This is a genomic window from Shewanella sp. NKUCC01_JLK (assembly GCF_019345615.1).
In the GTDB taxonomy this organism is placed as follows: Bacteria; Pseudomonadota; Gammaproteobacteria; order Enterobacterales; family Shewanellaceae; genus Shewanella; species Shewanella oncorhynchi.
Genome location: NZ_JAHKRD010000023.1, coordinates 73,062 through 90,265 on the forward strand (window position 1 = coordinate 73,062; position 17,204 = coordinate 90,265).

General features: G+C 44.0%; 16 protein-coding genes and 1 pseudogene. All 17 read left to right on the forward strand.

What is annotated here, in order from left to right:
• The 17 genes and pseudogenes from KO537_RS21000 (at window position 1) to KO537_RS21080 (ending at window position 17,193) form a co-directional block, all read left to right on the forward strand.
• The gene (locus KO537_RS21000) at window positions 1-363 is read left to right on the forward strand and encodes a DUF3325 domain-containing protein (protein WP_219235660.1); all 363 of its coding nucleotides are present in this window, start codon (window positions 1-3) and stop codon (window positions 361-363) included.
• A gap of 14 nt (window positions 364-377) precedes the next feature.
• The gene (locus KO537_RS21005; protein ID WP_219235662.1) at window positions 378-1,304 is read left to right on the forward strand and encodes a MotA/TolQ/ExbB proton channel family protein; all 927 of its coding nucleotides are present in this window, start codon (window positions 378-380) and stop codon (window positions 1,302-1,304) included.
• Window positions 1,288-1,758, forward strand: coding sequence for a biopolymer transporter ExbD (locus tag KO537_RS21010; RefSeq protein ID WP_219235664.1), 471 nt, complete (start codon window positions 1,288-1,290; stop codon window positions 1,756-1,758). The genes KO537_RS21005 and KO537_RS21010 overlap by 17 nt, the downstream gene beginning before the upstream one ends.
• Entirely contained in the window at window positions 1,758-2,162 is a 405-nt protein-coding gene (locus KO537_RS21015) for a biopolymer transporter ExbD (RefSeq protein ID WP_219235665.1), read from the forward strand. The genes KO537_RS21010 and KO537_RS21015 overlap by 1 nt, the downstream gene beginning before the upstream one ends.
• Window positions 2,159-2,959: an energy transducer TonB gene (locus KO537_RS21020; RefSeq protein ID WP_219235667.1), complete on the forward strand. Its 801-nt coding sequence runs from the start codon at window positions 2,159-2,161 to the stop codon at window positions 2,957-2,959. Before KO537_RS21015 ends, KO537_RS21020 begins: the two co-directional genes overlap by 4 nt.
• A 536-nt stretch (window positions 2,960-3,495) precedes the next feature.
• A complete protein-coding gene (locus KO537_RS21025) occupies window positions 3,496-4,203 on the forward strand; it encodes an energy transducer TonB (protein WP_219235669.1) in 708 nt (235 codons plus the stop codon).
• Window positions 4,204-4,209: 6 nt separating this feature from the next.
• The gene (locus tag KO537_RS21030; RefSeq protein ID WP_219235671.1) at window positions 4,210-4,782 is read left to right on the forward strand and encodes a MotA/TolQ/ExbB proton channel family protein; all 573 of its coding nucleotides are present in this window, start codon (window positions 4,210-4,212) and stop codon (window positions 4,780-4,782) included.
• Entirely contained in the window at window positions 4,779-5,171 is a 393-nt protein-coding gene (locus KO537_RS21035) for a biopolymer transporter ExbD (RefSeq protein ID WP_219235673.1), read from the forward strand. The genes KO537_RS21030 and KO537_RS21035 overlap by 4 nt, the downstream gene beginning before the upstream one ends.
• Before the next feature lie 4 nt (window positions 5,172-5,175).
• Complete coding sequence (locus KO537_RS21040; protein WP_219235675.1) at window positions 5,176-7,278, forward strand: TonB-dependent receptor; 2,103 nt, start codon at window positions 5,176-5,178, stop codon at window positions 7,276-7,278.
• 15 nt (window positions 7,279-7,293) lie between these two features.
• A complete protein-coding gene (locus KO537_RS21045; protein ID WP_219235677.1) occupies window positions 7,294-7,968 on the forward strand; it encodes a PepSY-associated TM helix domain-containing protein in 675 nt (224 codons plus the stop codon).
• Complete coding sequence (locus tag KO537_RS21050; protein WP_219235679.1) at window positions 7,961-9,004, forward strand: 2Fe-2S iron-sulfur cluster-binding protein; 1,044 nt, start codon at window positions 7,961-7,963, stop codon at window positions 9,002-9,004. Before KO537_RS21045 ends, KO537_RS21050 begins: the two co-directional genes overlap by 8 nt.
• 111 nt (window positions 9,005-9,115) lie before the next feature.
• Complete coding sequence (locus tag KO537_RS21055) at window positions 9,116-10,327, forward strand: efflux RND transporter periplasmic adaptor subunit (protein ID WP_219235682.1); 1,212 nt, start codon at window positions 9,116-9,118, stop codon at window positions 10,325-10,327.
• A gap of 2 nt (window positions 10,328-10,329) precedes the next feature.
• Window positions 10,330-12,270, forward strand: coding sequence for a MacB family efflux pump subunit (locus KO537_RS21060; RefSeq protein WP_219235684.1), 1,941 nt, complete (start codon window positions 10,330-10,332; stop codon window positions 12,268-12,270).
• A 7-nt stretch (window positions 12,271-12,277) separates the two neighbouring features.
• Window positions 12,278-13,687, forward strand: coding sequence for a TolC family protein (locus KO537_RS21065; protein ID WP_219235686.1), 1,410 nt, complete (start codon window positions 12,278-12,280; stop codon window positions 13,685-13,687).
• Between the two features lie 273 nt (window positions 13,688-13,960).
• Window positions 13,961-15,520 (forward strand): annotated as a pseudogene (locus KO537_RS21070) (Tn3 family transposase); the annotation flags it as partial.
• Between the two features lie 404 nt (window positions 15,521-15,924).
• The gene (locus KO537_RS21075) at window positions 15,925-16,539 is read left to right on the forward strand and encodes a thioredoxin domain-containing protein (protein WP_219235688.1); all 615 of its coding nucleotides are present in this window, start codon (window positions 15,925-15,927) and stop codon (window positions 16,537-16,539) included.
• A 27-nt stretch (window positions 16,540-16,566) separates the two neighbouring features.
• The gene (locus KO537_RS21080) at window positions 16,567-17,193 is read left to right on the forward strand and encodes a disulfide bond formation protein B (protein WP_219235689.1); all 627 of its coding nucleotides are present in this window, start codon (window positions 16,567-16,569) and stop codon (window positions 17,191-17,193) included.
• Window positions 17,194-17,204 lie beyond the last annotated feature (11 nt).

A 17,204-nucleotide genomic window follows, 5' to 3' on the forward strand; every position in this document is an offset into this window, starting at 1 on the left:
ATGCCTAAAGACCTGCTGTTAGTCGCCATATTTAGCACGGCCTACCTCAGTTTTGCTTTGTTCGCCCTGAGCCAAGTACGGCATTGGCGCGTTGTTTTCGATAAGGCACTACCCACTCAAAGGAAGGTGTTGCTCCTACGCAGCCTAGGCATCTTGATGCTAAGCATATCTTTAGCACTGTCGCTGGTGCGCGACGGTGCCAGCTTTGGCAGCCTGCTCTGGATAACAATGATTGGCGTGGCTGCACTCGCCGTCGCTTTAACCTTAGCTTGGCGACCTCGCTGGTTACGTCCTGCGGGTAAATTATTCTCCTTCACTCACCCAGATACAGGGCGAGCTAACCATAAAATGAATCAAGTTTAAGGTTGATAAAATTCATGATATTCAAAGCCGTTTTACTCTCATTGGCGCTACTTGCTTTACCTCTCACCGGTTGGGCGCAGGAAAATGCCAGTACCAATAACAGCCAAGCTACGTTACCGCTCAGCACTGAGACTCATGCCATTGAGCAATTGTCTTCAGTACCTGAAACGGTAGTTTCGGGTATGCAACAGCCAACGGAAGAAGCTTCCGCTACAGATGTGTTAGCAACATCGACTTGGTGGCACGATGCCATCGCGCTGCTAGAGGCTGGCGGCACAGTAGTGGTGATATTAATGCTGATGTCATTGGTTGCTATGACGATTGTGCTGATGAAACTTATTCAGTTTCAGCGCGCCGGACTGTGGCAACGTAAACCCGCAAGGCAGGCATTAGCCCTATGGCAACAAGGCAAGCAGGAAGAAGCATTACAGCTTGCTGCAATAAGCCGCAATCCCACAGCACAGGCAATGGCACAAGCGATTCGTGGCATCACACGCCAACTGCCTGAATCTTTAGTCCGCGAAGAAGTACTGCGTTATGGCTGTAATGCGCTATTTCAGTTAAGACGCGGATTGCGCCCACTAGAGGTCATAGGTTCATTATCACCACTACTGGGATTACTGGGCACGGTAATGGGTATGATCGCCGCCTTTCAACAACTGCAAGCGGCGGGTAATAAAGTGAATCCAGCGATTCTGTCAGACGGGATCTGGGAAGCCTTGCTCACCACAGCGGTGGGCTTATGTGTCGCTATCCCAGTGGTGGCATTACTGAACTATCTGGAGCGGCGCGTCGATCATCTTGCACATGAAATGGATAACTTAGTCACGCAACTATTTACCCCTGAGTTATCAGCTACCAGTAGCTATCAAACGCCAAATACTGTGGTTACACCACTCACCGCCAATAACAAACAGGCACTCAATGCAAGCGCCATATAATCAATCACTGAAATTCACGACTCATTCTTCAAAACGTAAAGCGGTGATTAGCTTAACGCCACTCATTGATGTGGTGTTTATCCTATTGGTGTTTTTTATGCTGTCTTCCAGTTTTCTAGACTGGCGCACTGTGGCGCTCGATACCAGCACAGCGGGTAGCCCAGCTCCCGCTGAACAAGCGCCATTTTTAGTGCAAATTAGCGCAGATCAACTGCAACTAAACGGCGAAATAATCACACTGGAAGCATTACAGCAAAAAGCACAAGGGCGCCAGCCTGCAAGCCAGATCGTGAGCCTACAGCCGCAGGCGGATACTCCAGTACAAAGGTTAGTGCAGGTATTGGATGCACTTAATGCCGCAGGGATTGCGCCGCTAACACTGGTAGAAGACTCCAATTGGCAACCCGCACCTGCGACTAAAGCGGACGGCAATAACATGGAGAATAGCCGCTAATGCATTTTCCTGAACGTCGGCCGGACCAAACAGAAGAACGTATTTTGCCGCTGATTAATGTGGTGTTCTTGCTGTTAATCTTTTTTATGATCGCAGGTAGCCTTTCCGTGACAGCACCGTTTGATGTCACTCCACCAGTCTCGCAAAGTGATGGCGTAGATGAACCGGATGCAGTGCTTATCCTAATCAGCCGTGACAACAAACTCGCACTCGATAATGAACCGACTACGGAAGCAGAACTGTTAGCACGCATCGATATGCTGCTGTCCGCCGAGCCAGAAACCCAAGTCACGCTAAAAGTTGATGGTGAGTTATCGGGAAACCAGCTCGTGCATTTTACCCAAGCCTTGTATGGCGTAGGCGTTAAAAAGCTACGTTTATTAACTGAGCAGGGGGCCAAATGACAGACCAAGAGTTCGCGCCGAACATAGCGCAATGCGGCATAGCTTTGCTGTTAGCGGCTTTTTTGCACATCGCCTTAACGGCTGCAGTGTTTTGGTCGCCAGCAGTAATAACGCCCATGGGTCAGGCTAAAGCGGTTGGCAACGGAGGGATTGAAATTTCCTTAGGGCCTGCAGGTAGCGCAGCGAGTGCTCTGCCACAAACGACGGCGCCAGTTGCTGAGCAAAAATCTGAGCCAATTACAGAGCAAGTCGACAAACCAGAACCATTGCCACCCGTGGCAAAGAAAGTCACTCCCACACCACGTCCCAAACCCATAACGCCAACACCTCAGCATGAGCGAACAACTCAGTCCAAGGTGAATGAGCAGCATAGCAGTCCAATCGAAACCCCATCGTCGACAGCGTTAGCTGCGTCTGCCAACGAAGTAGGTCAAAACGGTGCAGGTCATTCTACAGAAAATAACACGACAAATAGTGGTGATAGCTTTACTGGCGGAGGTTTGATGGGCGACTCCCAAGACTACACCGCAACTTTATTAGCCTGGTTAGAACAGCATAAAGAATATCCACGTATGGCACGTAATCGACGTCAGCAAGGCACAGTAATGCTGTATTTTATGTTGGATCGTCAAGGCAGAGTCAGCGCGAGTCGAATTGAGCAAAGTTCGGGCTATCAAACATTAGATGCAGAAGCACTAAAAATGCTGGAGCGAGCCCAGCCCTTACCTGCCATACCCGATGCAATGCCAAACGAGACGTTAGAACTTGTTGTGCCAGTGCAGTTTTTCTTACGTTAAGCTGCGCAGTGAAATGGGATATCCAGCGGACAAACTTGTCGACATGGTTGTCGCTGAAACCAAACTATGACATAGCAGCATATATAGAAACAATTACTTAGCTAAATAATGTAACCATACATCGACATAAAATGTACCCATAGTCTGACAAGTAGGAGCAGCCACAAAATAACTCAAGGGAAAAATGTAACTTTACTACAAATGACTATTAAACCTTTGCAAACTGACAATTGCCCCAAAGCAATTTTGGAGTATTTTTCTCTCAACCCTAAGTTGCATGAATTGATCATTAGTTTTTCTCATATCGTTACTCTGTAACTTGCTTTGTTATCACATTGGAGAAATATTTGGTTTTGCCTCTTATTGTTTTAAAGCATTGTCCCATCAGAGTTGTACTGACTTTCTTACTTCGAATTTCAAACCGTACGTTTCAATAAATTCATTACATATGCATCAATTGTGTGAGCAATACCTCTTGTTTGATATCTTGCGCCTAACATATAATAATAACAATTATCATTTAGAGTCGCCTTTGTATGGGTTTAGCAAAAAAATGCATTTATCTTTCTTTAGGTATGCACTTTATCGCTATCTTTGCGAGTGCGACTTGGTCTGTTGATGCCCAGACTATTCCTTCATCTGTATCAGGTATTTCATTACGTCAAGTTGAGTTAGTCATTGCGCAACATGTAGTATCACCTGCACAACCAATGTCAATTAATTCCGCTGCTGAATTTGCTCAATCAACTCCAACGCTAGTAGAAACAAAAGCACTTGAGCCTAAGCTGGTTACTGTCACACCTAAGGCATCAAAAGCTTCAACTACAAAGGCTCAAACTAAGACACAATTGAAAACACCCACTGAAATAGTGACTGAAAATATTATGTCTACTGCAGAGCCTATATCTACTGCGAGTCAGCCTGTGGTTCAAGCTGTATCTGCTCAAAATTCTGGTGTCAAAAGTGTGCTTATTCCACCTCAATTATTGAGTGATGCTGATAGCACACCCTATCCAAAAATGGCTAAGAGATTACGTCAGCAAGGTGTCACATTGCTTAAAGTTAAGGTTTCTGAGCATGGGGAGTGCCAACAGGTAGATTTGTTAACGAGCTCGGGATTTGATTTGTTGGATCGTGCCGCTATTGATTCTGCCAAAAACTGGTTATTTGAATCAGCCCAAAGTAATGGCGAAAAAGTCAGTGCGTGGGTTGAGATCCCTGTGCATTTTTCTATCCGAGGTTAATATCTAATGCCCCCTGTTTTTACTGTATTTTTCGAACAATGCGGTCCTTTAGCATGGCCTTTAGCCCTGTGCTCTATTACCACTCTTGCGCTGCTAATTGAACGTGTGGTGCTGTTTATCATCCATCAGAGAGGATTCCAGTTATTTGAACGCGGAATAGTACCTACTGGTGCTCAAGTTTGGTTGCAATTACAGCAAGTCCAACAAGAGCAAGCAAAGGTGATAAAACCTATTCGCGATGAGCATTTAACCTTATGGCTTGGTAGCCTACGTCGCCAATTATTAGCGAATAATGGATATTTGCATTTGATGGGTGTTATTGCGCCATTATTAGGTTTATTGGGGACTGTGATGGGGATTACTGATGCTTTCTCGGTAATTTCTGGCACTTCGGATCCTGTCACCCCAGCTCTTGTGGCCGATGGTATCCAATCTGCAATGCTAACAACGATAGTTGGTTTGTGTATCGCTATACCTGCGCTGCTGACGGCACAAGGTTTTCGTTTATGGCTGGATAACAGCCTCGAGCTTTTGAGCGAACGACTAAATATCTGGTCACTTTCATTGGAATTAGCATGATTAAGTCCCCTGTAGCTAAGACCGCTGAATTTGGTATCGACCTGACTTCGTTAATCGACATTCTTTTTATTCTGTTGGTTTTTTTACTTCTTTCTATGCAGGCACCCAGAACGGTAACAGAAATTGAATTACCTGATGTTGCAGGTATATCTCAGCCATTAAAATCACCGACAGAAATTCGTATTGGAGCGGGAGACGCCAATTTTTATATAGGCGAACAACGTTATTCAGACTCGACTTTATTGCTCGAGGCTCTGAAAAATGTGAGTAAGGATACTCCACTCGTATTGCAAAGCGATCGGGATGCCCCTTTTGAAAGGGTATTACAAATCCTGCAAGGCTTACAGCAGCATCAACTTAACCTAGTCAAGATTGAAGTGAAAAACTAACATCATGAAAAATATTAATAAAACGCTAATTGCTGTGTTCGTTTGTGGTATTACATCTCCTGTATTGGCGCAGGATGAGGCCATTGTACTTGATGCGGTAAATGTGGTAACAGGCGCTGATGGCGAGGTAGGCAAAGGAACGCCTAAAATTATGCTCGATAGTGAGCAATTACGCCGTTTTGGTAATCAGTCACTGGCTGAAGTTTTGCGACGTTTACCCGGTGTTATTATGACTGGGCCTACGGGTGCTGAAAAAGACTTGCGTGTTAGAGGGCTAGATAAGGAATACAGCCAGATATTAATCAATGGTCGAAGAATGCCGGATGGTGGAGAAAAGCGTGAGTTCCAAATAGATCGAATTCCGCTAAAAATGATTGAGCGAATTGAATTTATTCGTAGTCCAAATGCTTCAATGGACAGCCAAGGTATTGGTGGGACAGTTAATATTGTATTAAAACAAGCAGGCGATCGAGTATTAGCTGAGTATGATATTGCTTACGGCAATAGTGGCAGTGGTGACCATACTGGTGATGCGAGCATCGTTTGGGGCAAGGATAACTACTTACTTAATGCGTCAGTGCAGCGCCGTGCCAATGAAAAAGAAAAAACTAAGCACACCCTTAAAAATGGCAAAGTTGATAAAGGTGAGCGTGAATTTGAACATTTAACCTCAAACGATATTAGCTTAGCCCCATCAATCCAGTTTGATGTTGCAGGCGGCCAATTAAACTTAAATCCGATGTGGTTACGTTCAGATGAAAATAAAGACAAGATAAAACAGGTGTTAAAATCTGATTTAAGCGTCAACACCTATGACGACGAACAGGAAGATAAAATCCGTCAAACCTTAGCACTGGATACAGATTATCAACGTGAAGTTCTCCCTGGACAGTCGGTGAAATTTGCTGTGGGTGTGCGTAAAGGTGATGAGGATAAAGATAAAGTTGTTCGTACTTTTAAAGCTGATGGCACTGAAACTAAACTGAAATTAGAAACCGAAGATAAAGAAGATACTGAGCTTTATGTAGCCGCGGATTATTTTTGGCAATTGTCAGATGCTCACCTATTGTCTTCTGGCGTGGATTTCAACGATAAATCACGAGATAAGAATAAGCAAAGCGAAGAAAATGGCGCATCAAAAACAGGCGTAAAAGATGTCTATACCCTTGATGAGCAAAGATTACAGTTGTATGTCATGGATGATTGGAAAATCAATGATAAACACAGCTTAAACATGGGTACTCGTTTCGATCTACGAGATTTTTCTAGTGAGTTTGATAACGAAGATTTTACGAGCAATGAAAATTTCTTGTCACCATCACTGCATTATCAATTTGCATTTGCTGAGAATAAAAAATATTACGCCAGTATCGCAAGAACAGTGCGCTTACCCAAGTTCGATGAATTAATTCCTTATGTTGAGTCGGCCGACGGTTCTTTATCCAAGCCTGACAAAGGTGGTAATCCAGATTTAAATGCAGAAACCGCATGGGGATTAGATACGGGGATTGATCTTGTTCTTGGAAGTTCAAGCTATAACCTCAATCTTTATTACCGTGATATCAAAGATATCATCGAAACATATACTCAACTGGATGAGTCTACAGGACGTTATGTCAGTAAACCTGAAAATTCGGGTGATGCTTATACCTATGGTGCTGAATTATCTGTTGAATATAGCTTAACTGATAACCTGTTGCTGAATGCAAATACTAGCATTATGCGTGGCGAAGTAACGACTTACGAAGGGATTGAGCGACCAGTTAAAGAGTTACCTGATTACTCCTTCAACCTTGGTTTAACCTATTTTGCTACTGATGCATTGGAGTTTGGCGCGAACTGGCAACAAAAAGGTCCTGCGGAAACGGAAGAATATTCTGGCAACACTATTACCCTTACGAGAGAAGAAAGTAGAGCGATCGTTGATGTTTATGCGACTTATAAATTCAGTGAGTTAGCCTCGTTACGTCTGAGTGCATCTGATTTGTTTAATAGCGAAAAAGATAAAAATAAGTCTGTTTATGATGGCACGAATTGGGCGCTTACAGAGCAAGAATGGGAGCAGGGAAGCCGTGAGTTTCGCCTGACTTTATTAGGCCGTTTTTAAACTGAGGATAGAATAATGTTGCGAAAATGGCATATTTGGTTGGGAGTGATTTTATTACTCCCTATTGCGATAGTGGCGTTAACAGCGGTATTTATTGCCCATGATAAATTATTAGGACTTAAGCAAATTACACTTGGGATCCCGGTTACTGAGCCTGCTGAAATAAAAACCCTATTACCATTACAAGCTGATATTTGGCTGGCCGCGGGGAAATTCGGTATTGCTCGGCAACAGCTTAAAGAGGGGATGGTTTCGCCTTCGGTGATGGAACTTGCGGGTGTAGATATCAGACAATTATTAGCAGTACAGGACAATATTTTAGCTGCGGGTAACCAAGGGATATACCTACGCCAAGGTGAAACATGGAGCCAAACTTTAAAAGCAGACATCCACCAACTGAGTGCTGATGGTTTAGCCATTTTGGCGGTTGCTAAAGATAATCAATTGTATCGTTCTGAAGATTATCAGACATGGCAAAAAATCACCTTACCGATTGCGGTTGAGAGTTTGCATGGTGAAACTCAATATTACACTGCCTCTAAACTCGTCATGGATTTACACACAGGTAAAGCCATTTTTGGTAAGGCAGGTGAGTGGATTTGGATCGATGTGATTGGGTTAGCTATTTTCTTTCTGACGTTCAGTGGTGTGATCCTTTGGTGGCGCAGAAGGCAGCTAGCACATGGTTGAGGTCATTTTGTTTGCATTGACAGTATTGCTTTTGGCGATGCAGGCAATGGCTATTCATGGTTGGTGGCGCGGTCGAAGTCGGCCACCGATGTGTTTACAGGTAAGCGATGTTAGCCGTCAGGGAGATAGCATAGTGCTATCTCTTTCCCGTAAAAATGGTCGCCGTTTACCTAAAGCCATCGCTGGACAACATGTGCTGTTATCCACAACCGTAGGTGAGCAAACCTATCAGCGCGCGTATAGTTTGGCGGCGTGGCGTCCAACATTTTTACACTATGAGTTGGCTATAAAGGCGCAAGGTAAGGTGTCACACCATCTTTTTAAAAATGTAAGCCTAGGTAATACGTTTGAGGTTTCCCAGCCTAAAGGGCATTTTACCGCCAATTTAATTGCTAAGAAGGTGTTGCTGATTGCTGGAGGAATTGGCATCACACCGATGCGCGCCATGTTGCACTATTACCTAAGTCTTGGACGTCAAGTGACCTTGATCTACAGTGCAAGACATAGGGAGCAGCTTGTATATCATGATGAATTACAAGAGTTATCCTTATCTGGTCAGCTTCGATACTTTCCCATACTGTCGCAACCTTGCCCGCTTTGGACTGGGGCGAGTGGCCGTCTCGATTCTACCCTGTTGCAATCCTATGTAACGACATTGCCAGATAAAGCTTATCTCTGTGCGGGTGACAGTTTAATGTCTAATTTGCGTCAATGGTTAGTGTCTATTGGTATGGCAGAAAAGGATGTTGAGTTTGAGCAATATCAGGCAAAGGGTGATGGTGAACCTGGGATGATCACTTTAGCGGGGGCGACCTTCCACTACGATGGTAAAGGCAGTTTACTTTCATGGCTAGAATTGCAGCGTCAACCCATTAAAGCGGATTGTCGTAATGGCAGTTGTGGCCAGTGCAGGATCACATTGCTTGAGGGCGAATTAACGCAATTCAAATCACCAGAAATGACACTATCAGCAAATACGTATTTGGCTTGTTGTGTCGCCCCAAAAAGTAACATTCACATTCAGTTGGCCAGTTAACGGCACTTTTTGTCAATGTACTTTCAATTATTCTATTTATCACCGAAAAACTTAACTTTCTTTGCAAGATAGAGTCTTGCTGTTTTTAGCTTAATGGATGCGAATATATTGATGCACAAAACCTCAAAGCACACTCTCATTATCGTGCTAATCAGTTTTATCCTCCTCGGTGGCGGTATTTTTTCCTTTATATATAAACCTGAATTGACACCTGACTATGTCACCGAAACAGTTCGCTTTGGTGATATCGAAAGTACGGTACTGGCGAACGGTACATTGCAGGCATTTAAGCAGGTCAGTGTCGGTGCGCAAGTTTCTGGTCAGATTGAACGTTTGTTTGTTGAGCCAGGAGATGAGGTAAAACAAGGAGATTTAATTGCTCAAATCGACAGCTTAGGGCAACAAAATAATATTAAAGAAACATTAGCCTCCCTGAAAATTATCCAAGCGCAATATCGGGCAAAACAGGCTCAAATTCATCAAGCAAAGTTAGAGTTTGTACGTCAGCAACAAATGCTCGCTGATAGGGCGAGTTCTCGCGCAGATTATGAGGCTGCCCAGGCAACGTTAACTGTGTATCAAGCTGAGTTAGAACAGTTAGATGCGCAAAAGCAGCAGGCTGAAATTAACGTCGATAGCGCCAAAATTGACTTAGGTTACACCAAAATCACCGCTCCAATGGCGGGGACTGTTGTGTATTCTGCGGTTGAAGTGGGGCAAACCGTTAATGCGAATCAAACAACACCGACCATAGTCGAAATGGCCCAACTTAGCACTATGACGGTAAAAGCTGAGATATCTGAAGCTGATGTGATAAACGTACATTCTGGACAATCAGTATATTTCACCATCCTAGGTCAACCGAGTCGACCTTATCATGGTGTGGTTCGGAGCGTTGAGCTCGGTCCAACTTCGATGGGCAAAAGTGACAGTGCGAGTTCGAACTCCAGCACTACAGAAGCAATTTATTACTATGGTTTATTTGATGTGGATAATCCCGAACGTACATTGCGGATTGGCATGACAGTACAGATTTCTATCGTGCTAGCTAAAGCGGAGAATGTTTTGTTAGTGCCCTCGCAAATTTTGCGTCTTAAGGCTCGAGCAAAAACAACGGCTCAAGACGCTGTAGCAACGGCTCAATATCAAGTACCACTGCTCGTGAATAATCAGGTTGAATACGTAGATGTCACTATCGGTATTAATAACAAAATTAATGCTGAAATTATCTCAGGCTTGAAAGAGGGCGACTTAGTTGTATTGGGTTCCCCTGCCTTAGATGATGGCAGTAAATTGCGTAGAACGCCTAGTGTGAGGTTCTAATTGTGAGTGCTGCATTACTTGAAATATCAGGTTGCTACCGTGCCTTTAAAGCGGGTGAACAGCAGCTTACCGTACTGAACAATGTGAATTTATCCATTGAACAAGGCGAGATGGTTGCCATTGTGGGTGCCTCGGGCTCGGGTAAATCGACGCTAATGAATATTCTGGGTTGTTTAGATAAACCCTCAAAGGGCGCGTATTTTATTGATGGCCAAGATACTTCTATCATGGATGCTAATGAGTTAGCTAAGCTGCGCCGTGAACACTTTGGCTTTATTTTTCAGCGATATCATCTGCTTGGAGATCTTACCGCCAAAGGTAATGTGGAGGTCCCTGCCATCTATGCAGGGAAAGACCGCCATGTAAGAAATGCGCGTGCCGAACATTTACTCAGTCGGTTAGGTTTAGCTGAGAGGCTCGATCACAAACCGAGCCAACTCAGTGGTGGCCAGCAGCAAAGAGTCAGTGTGGCGCGGGCTTTGATGAATGGCGGTGATGTGATCCTTGCCGACGAGCCAACGGGTGCATTGGATAGTCATAGTGGTGAAGAAATGATGCAGTTATTGCAAGAACTTCACCGTGATGGTCATACCATTATTATCGTGACCCATGATATGCATGTTGCTCAATATGCCGATCGAATTATTGAAATTAAAGACGGCATTATCATCAGTGATGAACGAAAGCCTAATTCATTAAAACAAATGAATACAGTTGCCAATAAAGATACGGGTACTCGTGTCGCTTCTTGGGACCGTTATACTGAGGCATTTAAAATGGCTCTGCTTGCCATGATGACTCATCGACTACGTACCTTTTTAACCATGCTTGGTATCATTATTGGCATTGCATCGGTTGTGTCTGTGGTGGCATTAGGGGAAGGATCGCAGCAAGAGATCCTCAAAAGTATTAGTTCGATGGGAACAAATACTATTGATATTCGTCCTGGTTCAGGTTTTGGTGATCGTCGCTCTGGAAAAGTGAAAACCCTGACAGTGAAAGATGCCAATGCATTAAGAAACTTGCCTTATGTTGACAGTGTAACACCGACCGTTGATTCGAGTATGACATTGCGTTACGGCAATAAAGCGGTGACCAGTGTGGTTAATGGCGTTGGTCCTGAGTTTTTTAGAGTAAGGGGTTATGAGCTTGCACTGGGTCAGTTTTGGGATGAGGTGAGTGTGTTATCGCTTGCGCAAGAAGTTGTCATCGATGACAAAGTTCGTAAGGAACTCTTTCCTCAGAGCTCCCCCATTGGTGAGGTGATTTTCATTGGTAATTTACCAGTGCGGATCATCGGTGTCACGGAACCAAAGGACAGTGTATTTGGTAAGAGTGACTCACTTAATGTGTGGCTTCCCTATACGACCTTGTCAGGGCGTATTGTTGGCAAAAACTACCTTAATGGAATAACAGTAAGATTAAATGAATCAGTCCCTAGTAATGCCGCCGAGCAGGGCATCATTACGCTACTAAAAATGCGTCACGGGGTTGAAGATTTTTACACGATTAATACAGATGCTGTTAGGCAAAATATTGAAAAAACCACTGCAACTATGACGTTGCTCATCTCGGCAATTGCAGTGATATCCTTGATTGTGGGAGGAATTGGAGTGATGAACATCATGCTGGTGTCTGTTACCGAACGCACTCGTGAAATTGGTGTACGCATGGCAGTAGGGGCGCGTCAAAGTGATATTTTGCGCCAGTTCCTTATTGAAGCTGTATTAGTGTGTTTATGTGGTGGGACTTTAGGCATAGCTTTAGCTTATTTAATTGGTGCAGTATTCGCTCAAGCGGGGGGGAGTTTCCAAATGATCTATTCCACAGCTTCTATCGCTACCGCTTTTGCCTGTTCTACGTTAATTGGCGTGTTATTTGGCTTTCTACCCGCTCGTAACGCTGCGCGATTAGATCCTGTTGATGCGCTAGCAAGAGAATGATAACACGATGAATTTTAATACTTTAAATAGGATACTTTCTTTTCGAACGTTAAGTATAGCAATCGGATTATCTTGCCTCAGTGGCTGTAGTAGCGATATCCGTTCCGACTTTGAGCGACCAGCTTTGACTATTCCTGAACATTGGCAAAGCACTCAAGTAAGCGGGCCAGTCAACGTTGATCCTTGGTGGCAGCAGTTTCATCAACCTGAGCTTAATAAGCTCGTTACTCAAGTATTGAACCGCAACAATGACTTAGCGCTAGCCACCTTCACTCTGCATAAAGCACGATTGCAAGCGGGATTAGCACAGGATGAACGCTATCCGCAGTTATCCTCAAGTATGGGGACTTCGGTTAATCTGCCCCTAAATAGTCGTTCATCAACTAAAAGTTATCAGGCAAAACTGTCGGTGAGTTATGAGGTAGACTTATGGGGAAAACTTTCTGCTGATATTGATAGCGCTGAGTGGGCAGCGTTGGCAAGTGCTGAAGATAGAGAGAGCACTGCCCAAAGTTTAATCGTGACAACAGCATCCCTATACTGGCAAATTGGTTACTTAAATCAACGAATTGCTATAAGCAACAAAAGTATTGAACACAGTCGACAAACGCTAGCATTAACCCAACGTCAGTATGATTCTGGCGCTGTGACTCAAGTGAGCGTGTTAGAAGCTAAACGTAGCCTTGTGGGACAGGAGGCATCCCATAGTCAACTTATTCAACAGTTGACGGAGGCGAAAAATGCCCTTGCCATTTTACTTAACCAAGTACCGGGAGATACCTGGGTCGAGATTAGTGCATTGCCTGATGTTGCTGTGCCAGAGATTGCCGTGGGAGTACCTGCAGATTTATTAGTGAGACGCCCCGATGTGAAAGCATCTTTATATCAATTGCGCTCAGCACTAGCCAGTAAAGATGCAACTTATACCAGCTACTTTCCGAGCTTGAGCTTAACAGGCAGTGTGGGGGAGTCGACCTCGGAGTTAAAAGAGCTACTACGCAATCCGGTTGGTAGTTTAGGCGCAGGGTTGGTATTGCCGTTTTTACAGTGGAATCAAATGCAAATTAACAACGATATTGCTGAGATTGATTATCAGACTGCTGTGGTGAATTACCGCAAGACACTGTATTCGGCCTTTGATGATGTTGATAATGCTATCTCAGCTAAAGAGCAATTATCCTACCAAGGAGATAAATTACAACAACAGTACAGAGCAGCCTTAGAGGTTGAAGCCATTTACGAGAGCCAATATCGCCATGGTGCAATAGGGATTCAAGATTGGATTAACGCTCAAGAAAACCTACGTAAAGCAGAGGCGTCCTTGCTCGAAAACCGCTATAACCAGTTCATAGCTCAAGTGATGCTCTACCAAGCATTAGGTGGTAGTGATATTTTTGCATCTCATTCAGCCTCCTAGGCCTATCGATAAAAGAACGATCTTTACTCCTTAATGTGGGAGAGTAATGAATTCTCATACTACAATGGCAGCGATCACATCGGTAAGCTGCCATTTCTAAAATATTTATGCCCCATTGTGTGTTTCGCAGTTCAAAAGGGGAATAGGCCAAGAAAAGCTTTGCCTATAGAAAAGTTGATGGTTTGACTTAGAAGTTATGTATCCCATCTTTTTCGTAGTTTGAATGCATTAATCAAAATCAAAGTCGTGGGGCTTCACCCCACACCCGGCGAGGGCATCGACCGGCGTTACTACGAATTATGTGCACTGTCGGAACTGAAGAACGCGCTGCGTTCTGGTGATGTTTGGGTACAGGGTTCGCGCCAGTTCAAGGACTTTGACGAATACCTAGTGTCGGTCGAGAAATTCGCCACTTTGAAGCTGACCCGTAAATTACCGCTGGCGGTGGTCACCGACTGCGACGAATATCTGCATGACCGACTGCAATTACTAGAGGCGCAACTCGTCACAGTCAATCGTATGACGGCGACCAACGATTTACCGAATGCCATCATCACTTCTTCTGGGTTGATGATCACGCTGCTTGACGCGGCAGTGCCAGATGCCGCGCAAGCCATGATTAACCAAACCGCTATGTTGCTGCCGCACCTAAAAATCACCGAGTAACTGATGGAAGTCGATGAATGGACTGGGTTCACCCGCCATTTCACACACTTGAAAACCAGCGACACCGTCAAGGATAAAACCTTGCTGTTGACGGCCATTCTGGCCGATGGAATCAATCTGGGACTGAGTTAAATGGCCGAATCCTGTCCTAGAACTACCTACGCCAAGCTATCTTGGTTGCAAGTCTGGCACATCCGTGACGAAACCTATTCGACAGCATTGGCCGAATTGGTGAATGCTCAGTTTCGGCAACCTTTCGCTGAGCACTGGGGCGACGGCACCACCTCGTCATCGGACGGCCTGAACTTCCGAACCGACAGCAAAGCAGAAAGCACAGGCCATATCAACCCAAAGTATGGCAGTAGCCCAGGGCGGACTTTCTACACTCATATTTCCGACCAATACGCGCCCTTCAGCGCCAAGGTGGTCAACGTGGGTATTTGTGATTTAACTTACGTATTTGACGGATTGCTGTACCACGAGTCAGACCTGCGCATCGAGGAGTACTACACCGATACTGCTGGCTTCAGCGATCACGTATTTGGCTTGATGCATTTGCTGGGATTTCGTTTCGCGCCGCGTATTCGTGACTTGGGTGATACTAAACTATTCATTCCCAAAGGTGATGCCACCTATGACGCACTCAAACCGATGATTAGCAGCGACAGGCTGAACATCAAAGCTATTTGCGCCCATTGGGATGAAATTCTACGACTGGCCACTTCGATCAAGCTGGGCACGGTGACTGCCTCGCTGATGCTCAGGAAGCCGCTACCCACGCCAGAACGGCCTAGCTGTGGCGTTGCGCGAGTTAGGCCGTATCGAGCGCACGTTGTTCATCCTCGACTGGCAACAAAGCGTCGAACAACGCCACCATGTCCACGCTGGATTGAACAAGGGTGAAGAGTACCGCACGAGCAGCAGCGGTATAGGAGCAGTGGCCTAAATCTAGTGACGGCGGCCATCGTGCTCTGGAACACCGTCTATCTGGAAAGGGCGGCGAACGTATTGCGCAATCACGGCAAGGGTGTCGATGACGCGCTGTTGCAATACCTGTCGCCGCTGGGCTGGGAGCACATCGATCTGACCGGCGATTACCTCTGGCGCAGCGGCGCCAAGATTGGTATGGGTAAGTTCAGGTCATTACAACCGCTGCTACCGCCTTAACGTGCTTTATTTTCCGTTTTCTGAGACGACCCCAACTACAGAGTGCTTCCTGATCGCCAGTATGGCGCTTAAAACCCTTGTTTCATCGTCAGTCGTTTATCTGTAATCAGAATATTATTTTGATTTAAACCCGACAAACATTGGGTTTCATTATTAGGAAACAAAGCCCCTTAAAAGTGCGACAATCTTCACAAAATTAATTATTCATAAAAGCTCATTTGCGAAGTATGTCACCATATATCCTTAATACATCCGGCTTTCCTTCTCAAAAAACAAGAATAGATGATAAATATCACGCTTTTTATTTCCATTTGGTGCGAATTACATTTCCTTGTCATTGTTATCTAATGTCGAATAATTCAATAAAGTAATGTTCATCAAAAACAGGAAGCAGGAAAAATATCATGCTAAAAAAAATACTTACGTTAAGTGGTTTACTTTTATCACTAACAGTAACCGCTGGAGATTATACTGAGGGTGTTCATTATATTGATTTAAAAGAAAATTCATTTAAAGCTGATAATCAAGTTGTAAAAATTTATTCTGCAAACTGTCCTTTTTGTTATAAATATGAAAGTGCAGTAATTCCAAACCTAGAAAAAAACTTGCAAAATGGCATGACTTTCGACGCTTACCATATTTCAACTAAACCCCCATTTGGAAAAGAAAAAGCAACTGTAATTGCTATTGCAAAAATAATTGGCCCTGCTGAATACAAAAAAATTAAAATGTCACTTTATAGCCTTTATCACGATGAACAAAAAAAATTCGCGAATTCTGATGAAGTTTATATCTTCGGCGCGAAAGCTTTGAATATGAGTATAGATGATTTCATGCAGAAAGCCGACACGCCAGAAGTAAAGGCACTTTTAAATAAGTGGGATAATGCTGGTGTTGAAATAGCGAAAATCCAAGGGATTCCGGCATTGGTCGTCAATGGAAAATATCTTATTAAAACTTCAAAGATTAGCTCCATGACTATGCTTGATGATCTTGTTAAAGAACTCTCAACAAAATAACTTTAGCTAAATACGGATAGACAGAATATGAGTTTTTTTTCAAAAGCTTTGAGTGAATTTAAAACATCACCGTTCCAAACGTTAAGCGAATGGCAAAATCAACGTTGGGTTTGGTTTTTAATGAGCAGTGCTGCGGCATTCCTTATATTATCTGCTATAGGCTATTTTCAATTATTCTTGGCTATGGACCCATGTGAAATCTGCGTATATATCAGATACAGTCAGTTCTGTATTTTATTTGCAGGTCTCATTATTGCAATTAAACCAACTAATATATGGTTCAAGATTATTGGTATGTATATAGCTTGGTATGGAGTTCTTCAAGGAATGGCTTGGTCAATTGATTTAGCTGAATTGCATCATACTGCACATGCTCTTGACGATGTGATGTTATCAGGTGGCGATCTATTTGCGGTTGGAGGTGGTGCAGCGGCTTGTTCTACAGAACCCACCTTTCCTCTAGGATTGCCATTACATGTTTGGCTCCCATTTGAATTTCAGCCATCAGGTATTTGTGGTGAAGACGATTGGTCACTACTTGGTTTAAATATGGCTGAATACTGCATCATCGCTTACGTATTTTTTATTATAGGTTTAGGTGCTGCGACAATCGGTTGGATATATAAGTTTTTAAAAAGTAAAAACTTAGTTTAACACATTAAATA

What these genes read in the sequence shown, in the direction of transcription:
- KO537_RS21000 (WP_219235660.1), top strand. Translation starts at nt 1, where the DNA reads ATGCCTAAAGACCTGCTGTTAGTCGCCATATTTAGCACGGCCTACCTC.
- KO537_RS21005 (WP_219235662.1), top strand. Translation starts at nt 378, where the DNA reads ATGATATTCAAAGCCGTTTTACTCTCATTGGCGCTACTTGCTTTACCT.
- KO537_RS21010 (WP_219235664.1), top strand. Translation starts at nt 1,288, where the DNA reads ATGCAAGCGCCATATAATCAATCACTGAAATTCACGACTCATTCTTCA.
- KO537_RS21015 (WP_219235665.1), top strand. Translation starts at nt 1,758, where the DNA reads ATGCATTTTCCTGAACGTCGGCCGGACCAAACAGAAGAACGTATTTTG.
- KO537_RS21020 (WP_219235667.1), top strand. Translation starts at nt 2,159, where the DNA reads ATGACAGACCAAGAGTTCGCGCCGAACATAGCGCAATGCGGCATAGCT.
- KO537_RS21025 (WP_219235669.1), top strand. Translation starts at nt 3,496, where the DNA reads ATGGGTTTAGCAAAAAAATGCATTTATCTTTCTTTAGGTATGCACTTT.
- KO537_RS21030 (WP_219235671.1), top strand. Translation starts at nt 4,210, where the DNA reads ATGCCCCCTGTTTTTACTGTATTTTTCGAACAATGCGGTCCTTTAGCA.
- KO537_RS21035 (WP_219235673.1), top strand. Translation starts at nt 4,779, where the DNA reads ATGATTAAGTCCCCTGTAGCTAAGACCGCTGAATTTGGTATCGACCTG.
- KO537_RS21040 (WP_219235675.1), top strand. Translation starts at nt 5,176, where the DNA reads ATGAAAAATATTAATAAAACGCTAATTGCTGTGTTCGTTTGTGGTATT.
- KO537_RS21045 (WP_219235677.1), top strand. Translation starts at nt 7,294, where the DNA reads ATGTTGCGAAAATGGCATATTTGGTTGGGAGTGATTTTATTACTCCCT.
- KO537_RS21050 (WP_219235679.1), top strand. Translation starts at nt 7,961, where the DNA reads ATGGTTGAGGTCATTTTGTTTGCATTGACAGTATTGCTTTTGGCGATG.
- KO537_RS21055 (WP_219235682.1), top strand. Translation starts at nt 9,116, where the DNA reads ATGCACAAAACCTCAAAGCACACTCTCATTATCGTGCTAATCAGTTTT.
- KO537_RS21065 (WP_219235686.1), top strand. Translation starts at nt 12,278, where the DNA reads ATGAATTTTAATACTTTAAATAGGATACTTTCTTTTCGAACGTTAAGT.
- KO537_RS21075 (WP_219235688.1), top strand. Translation starts at nt 15,925, where the DNA reads ATGCTAAAAAAAATACTTACGTTAAGTGGTTTACTTTTATCACTAACA.
- KO537_RS21080 (WP_219235689.1), top strand. Translation starts at nt 16,567, where the DNA reads ATGAGTTTTTTTTCAAAAGCTTTGAGTGAATTTAAAACATCACCGTTC.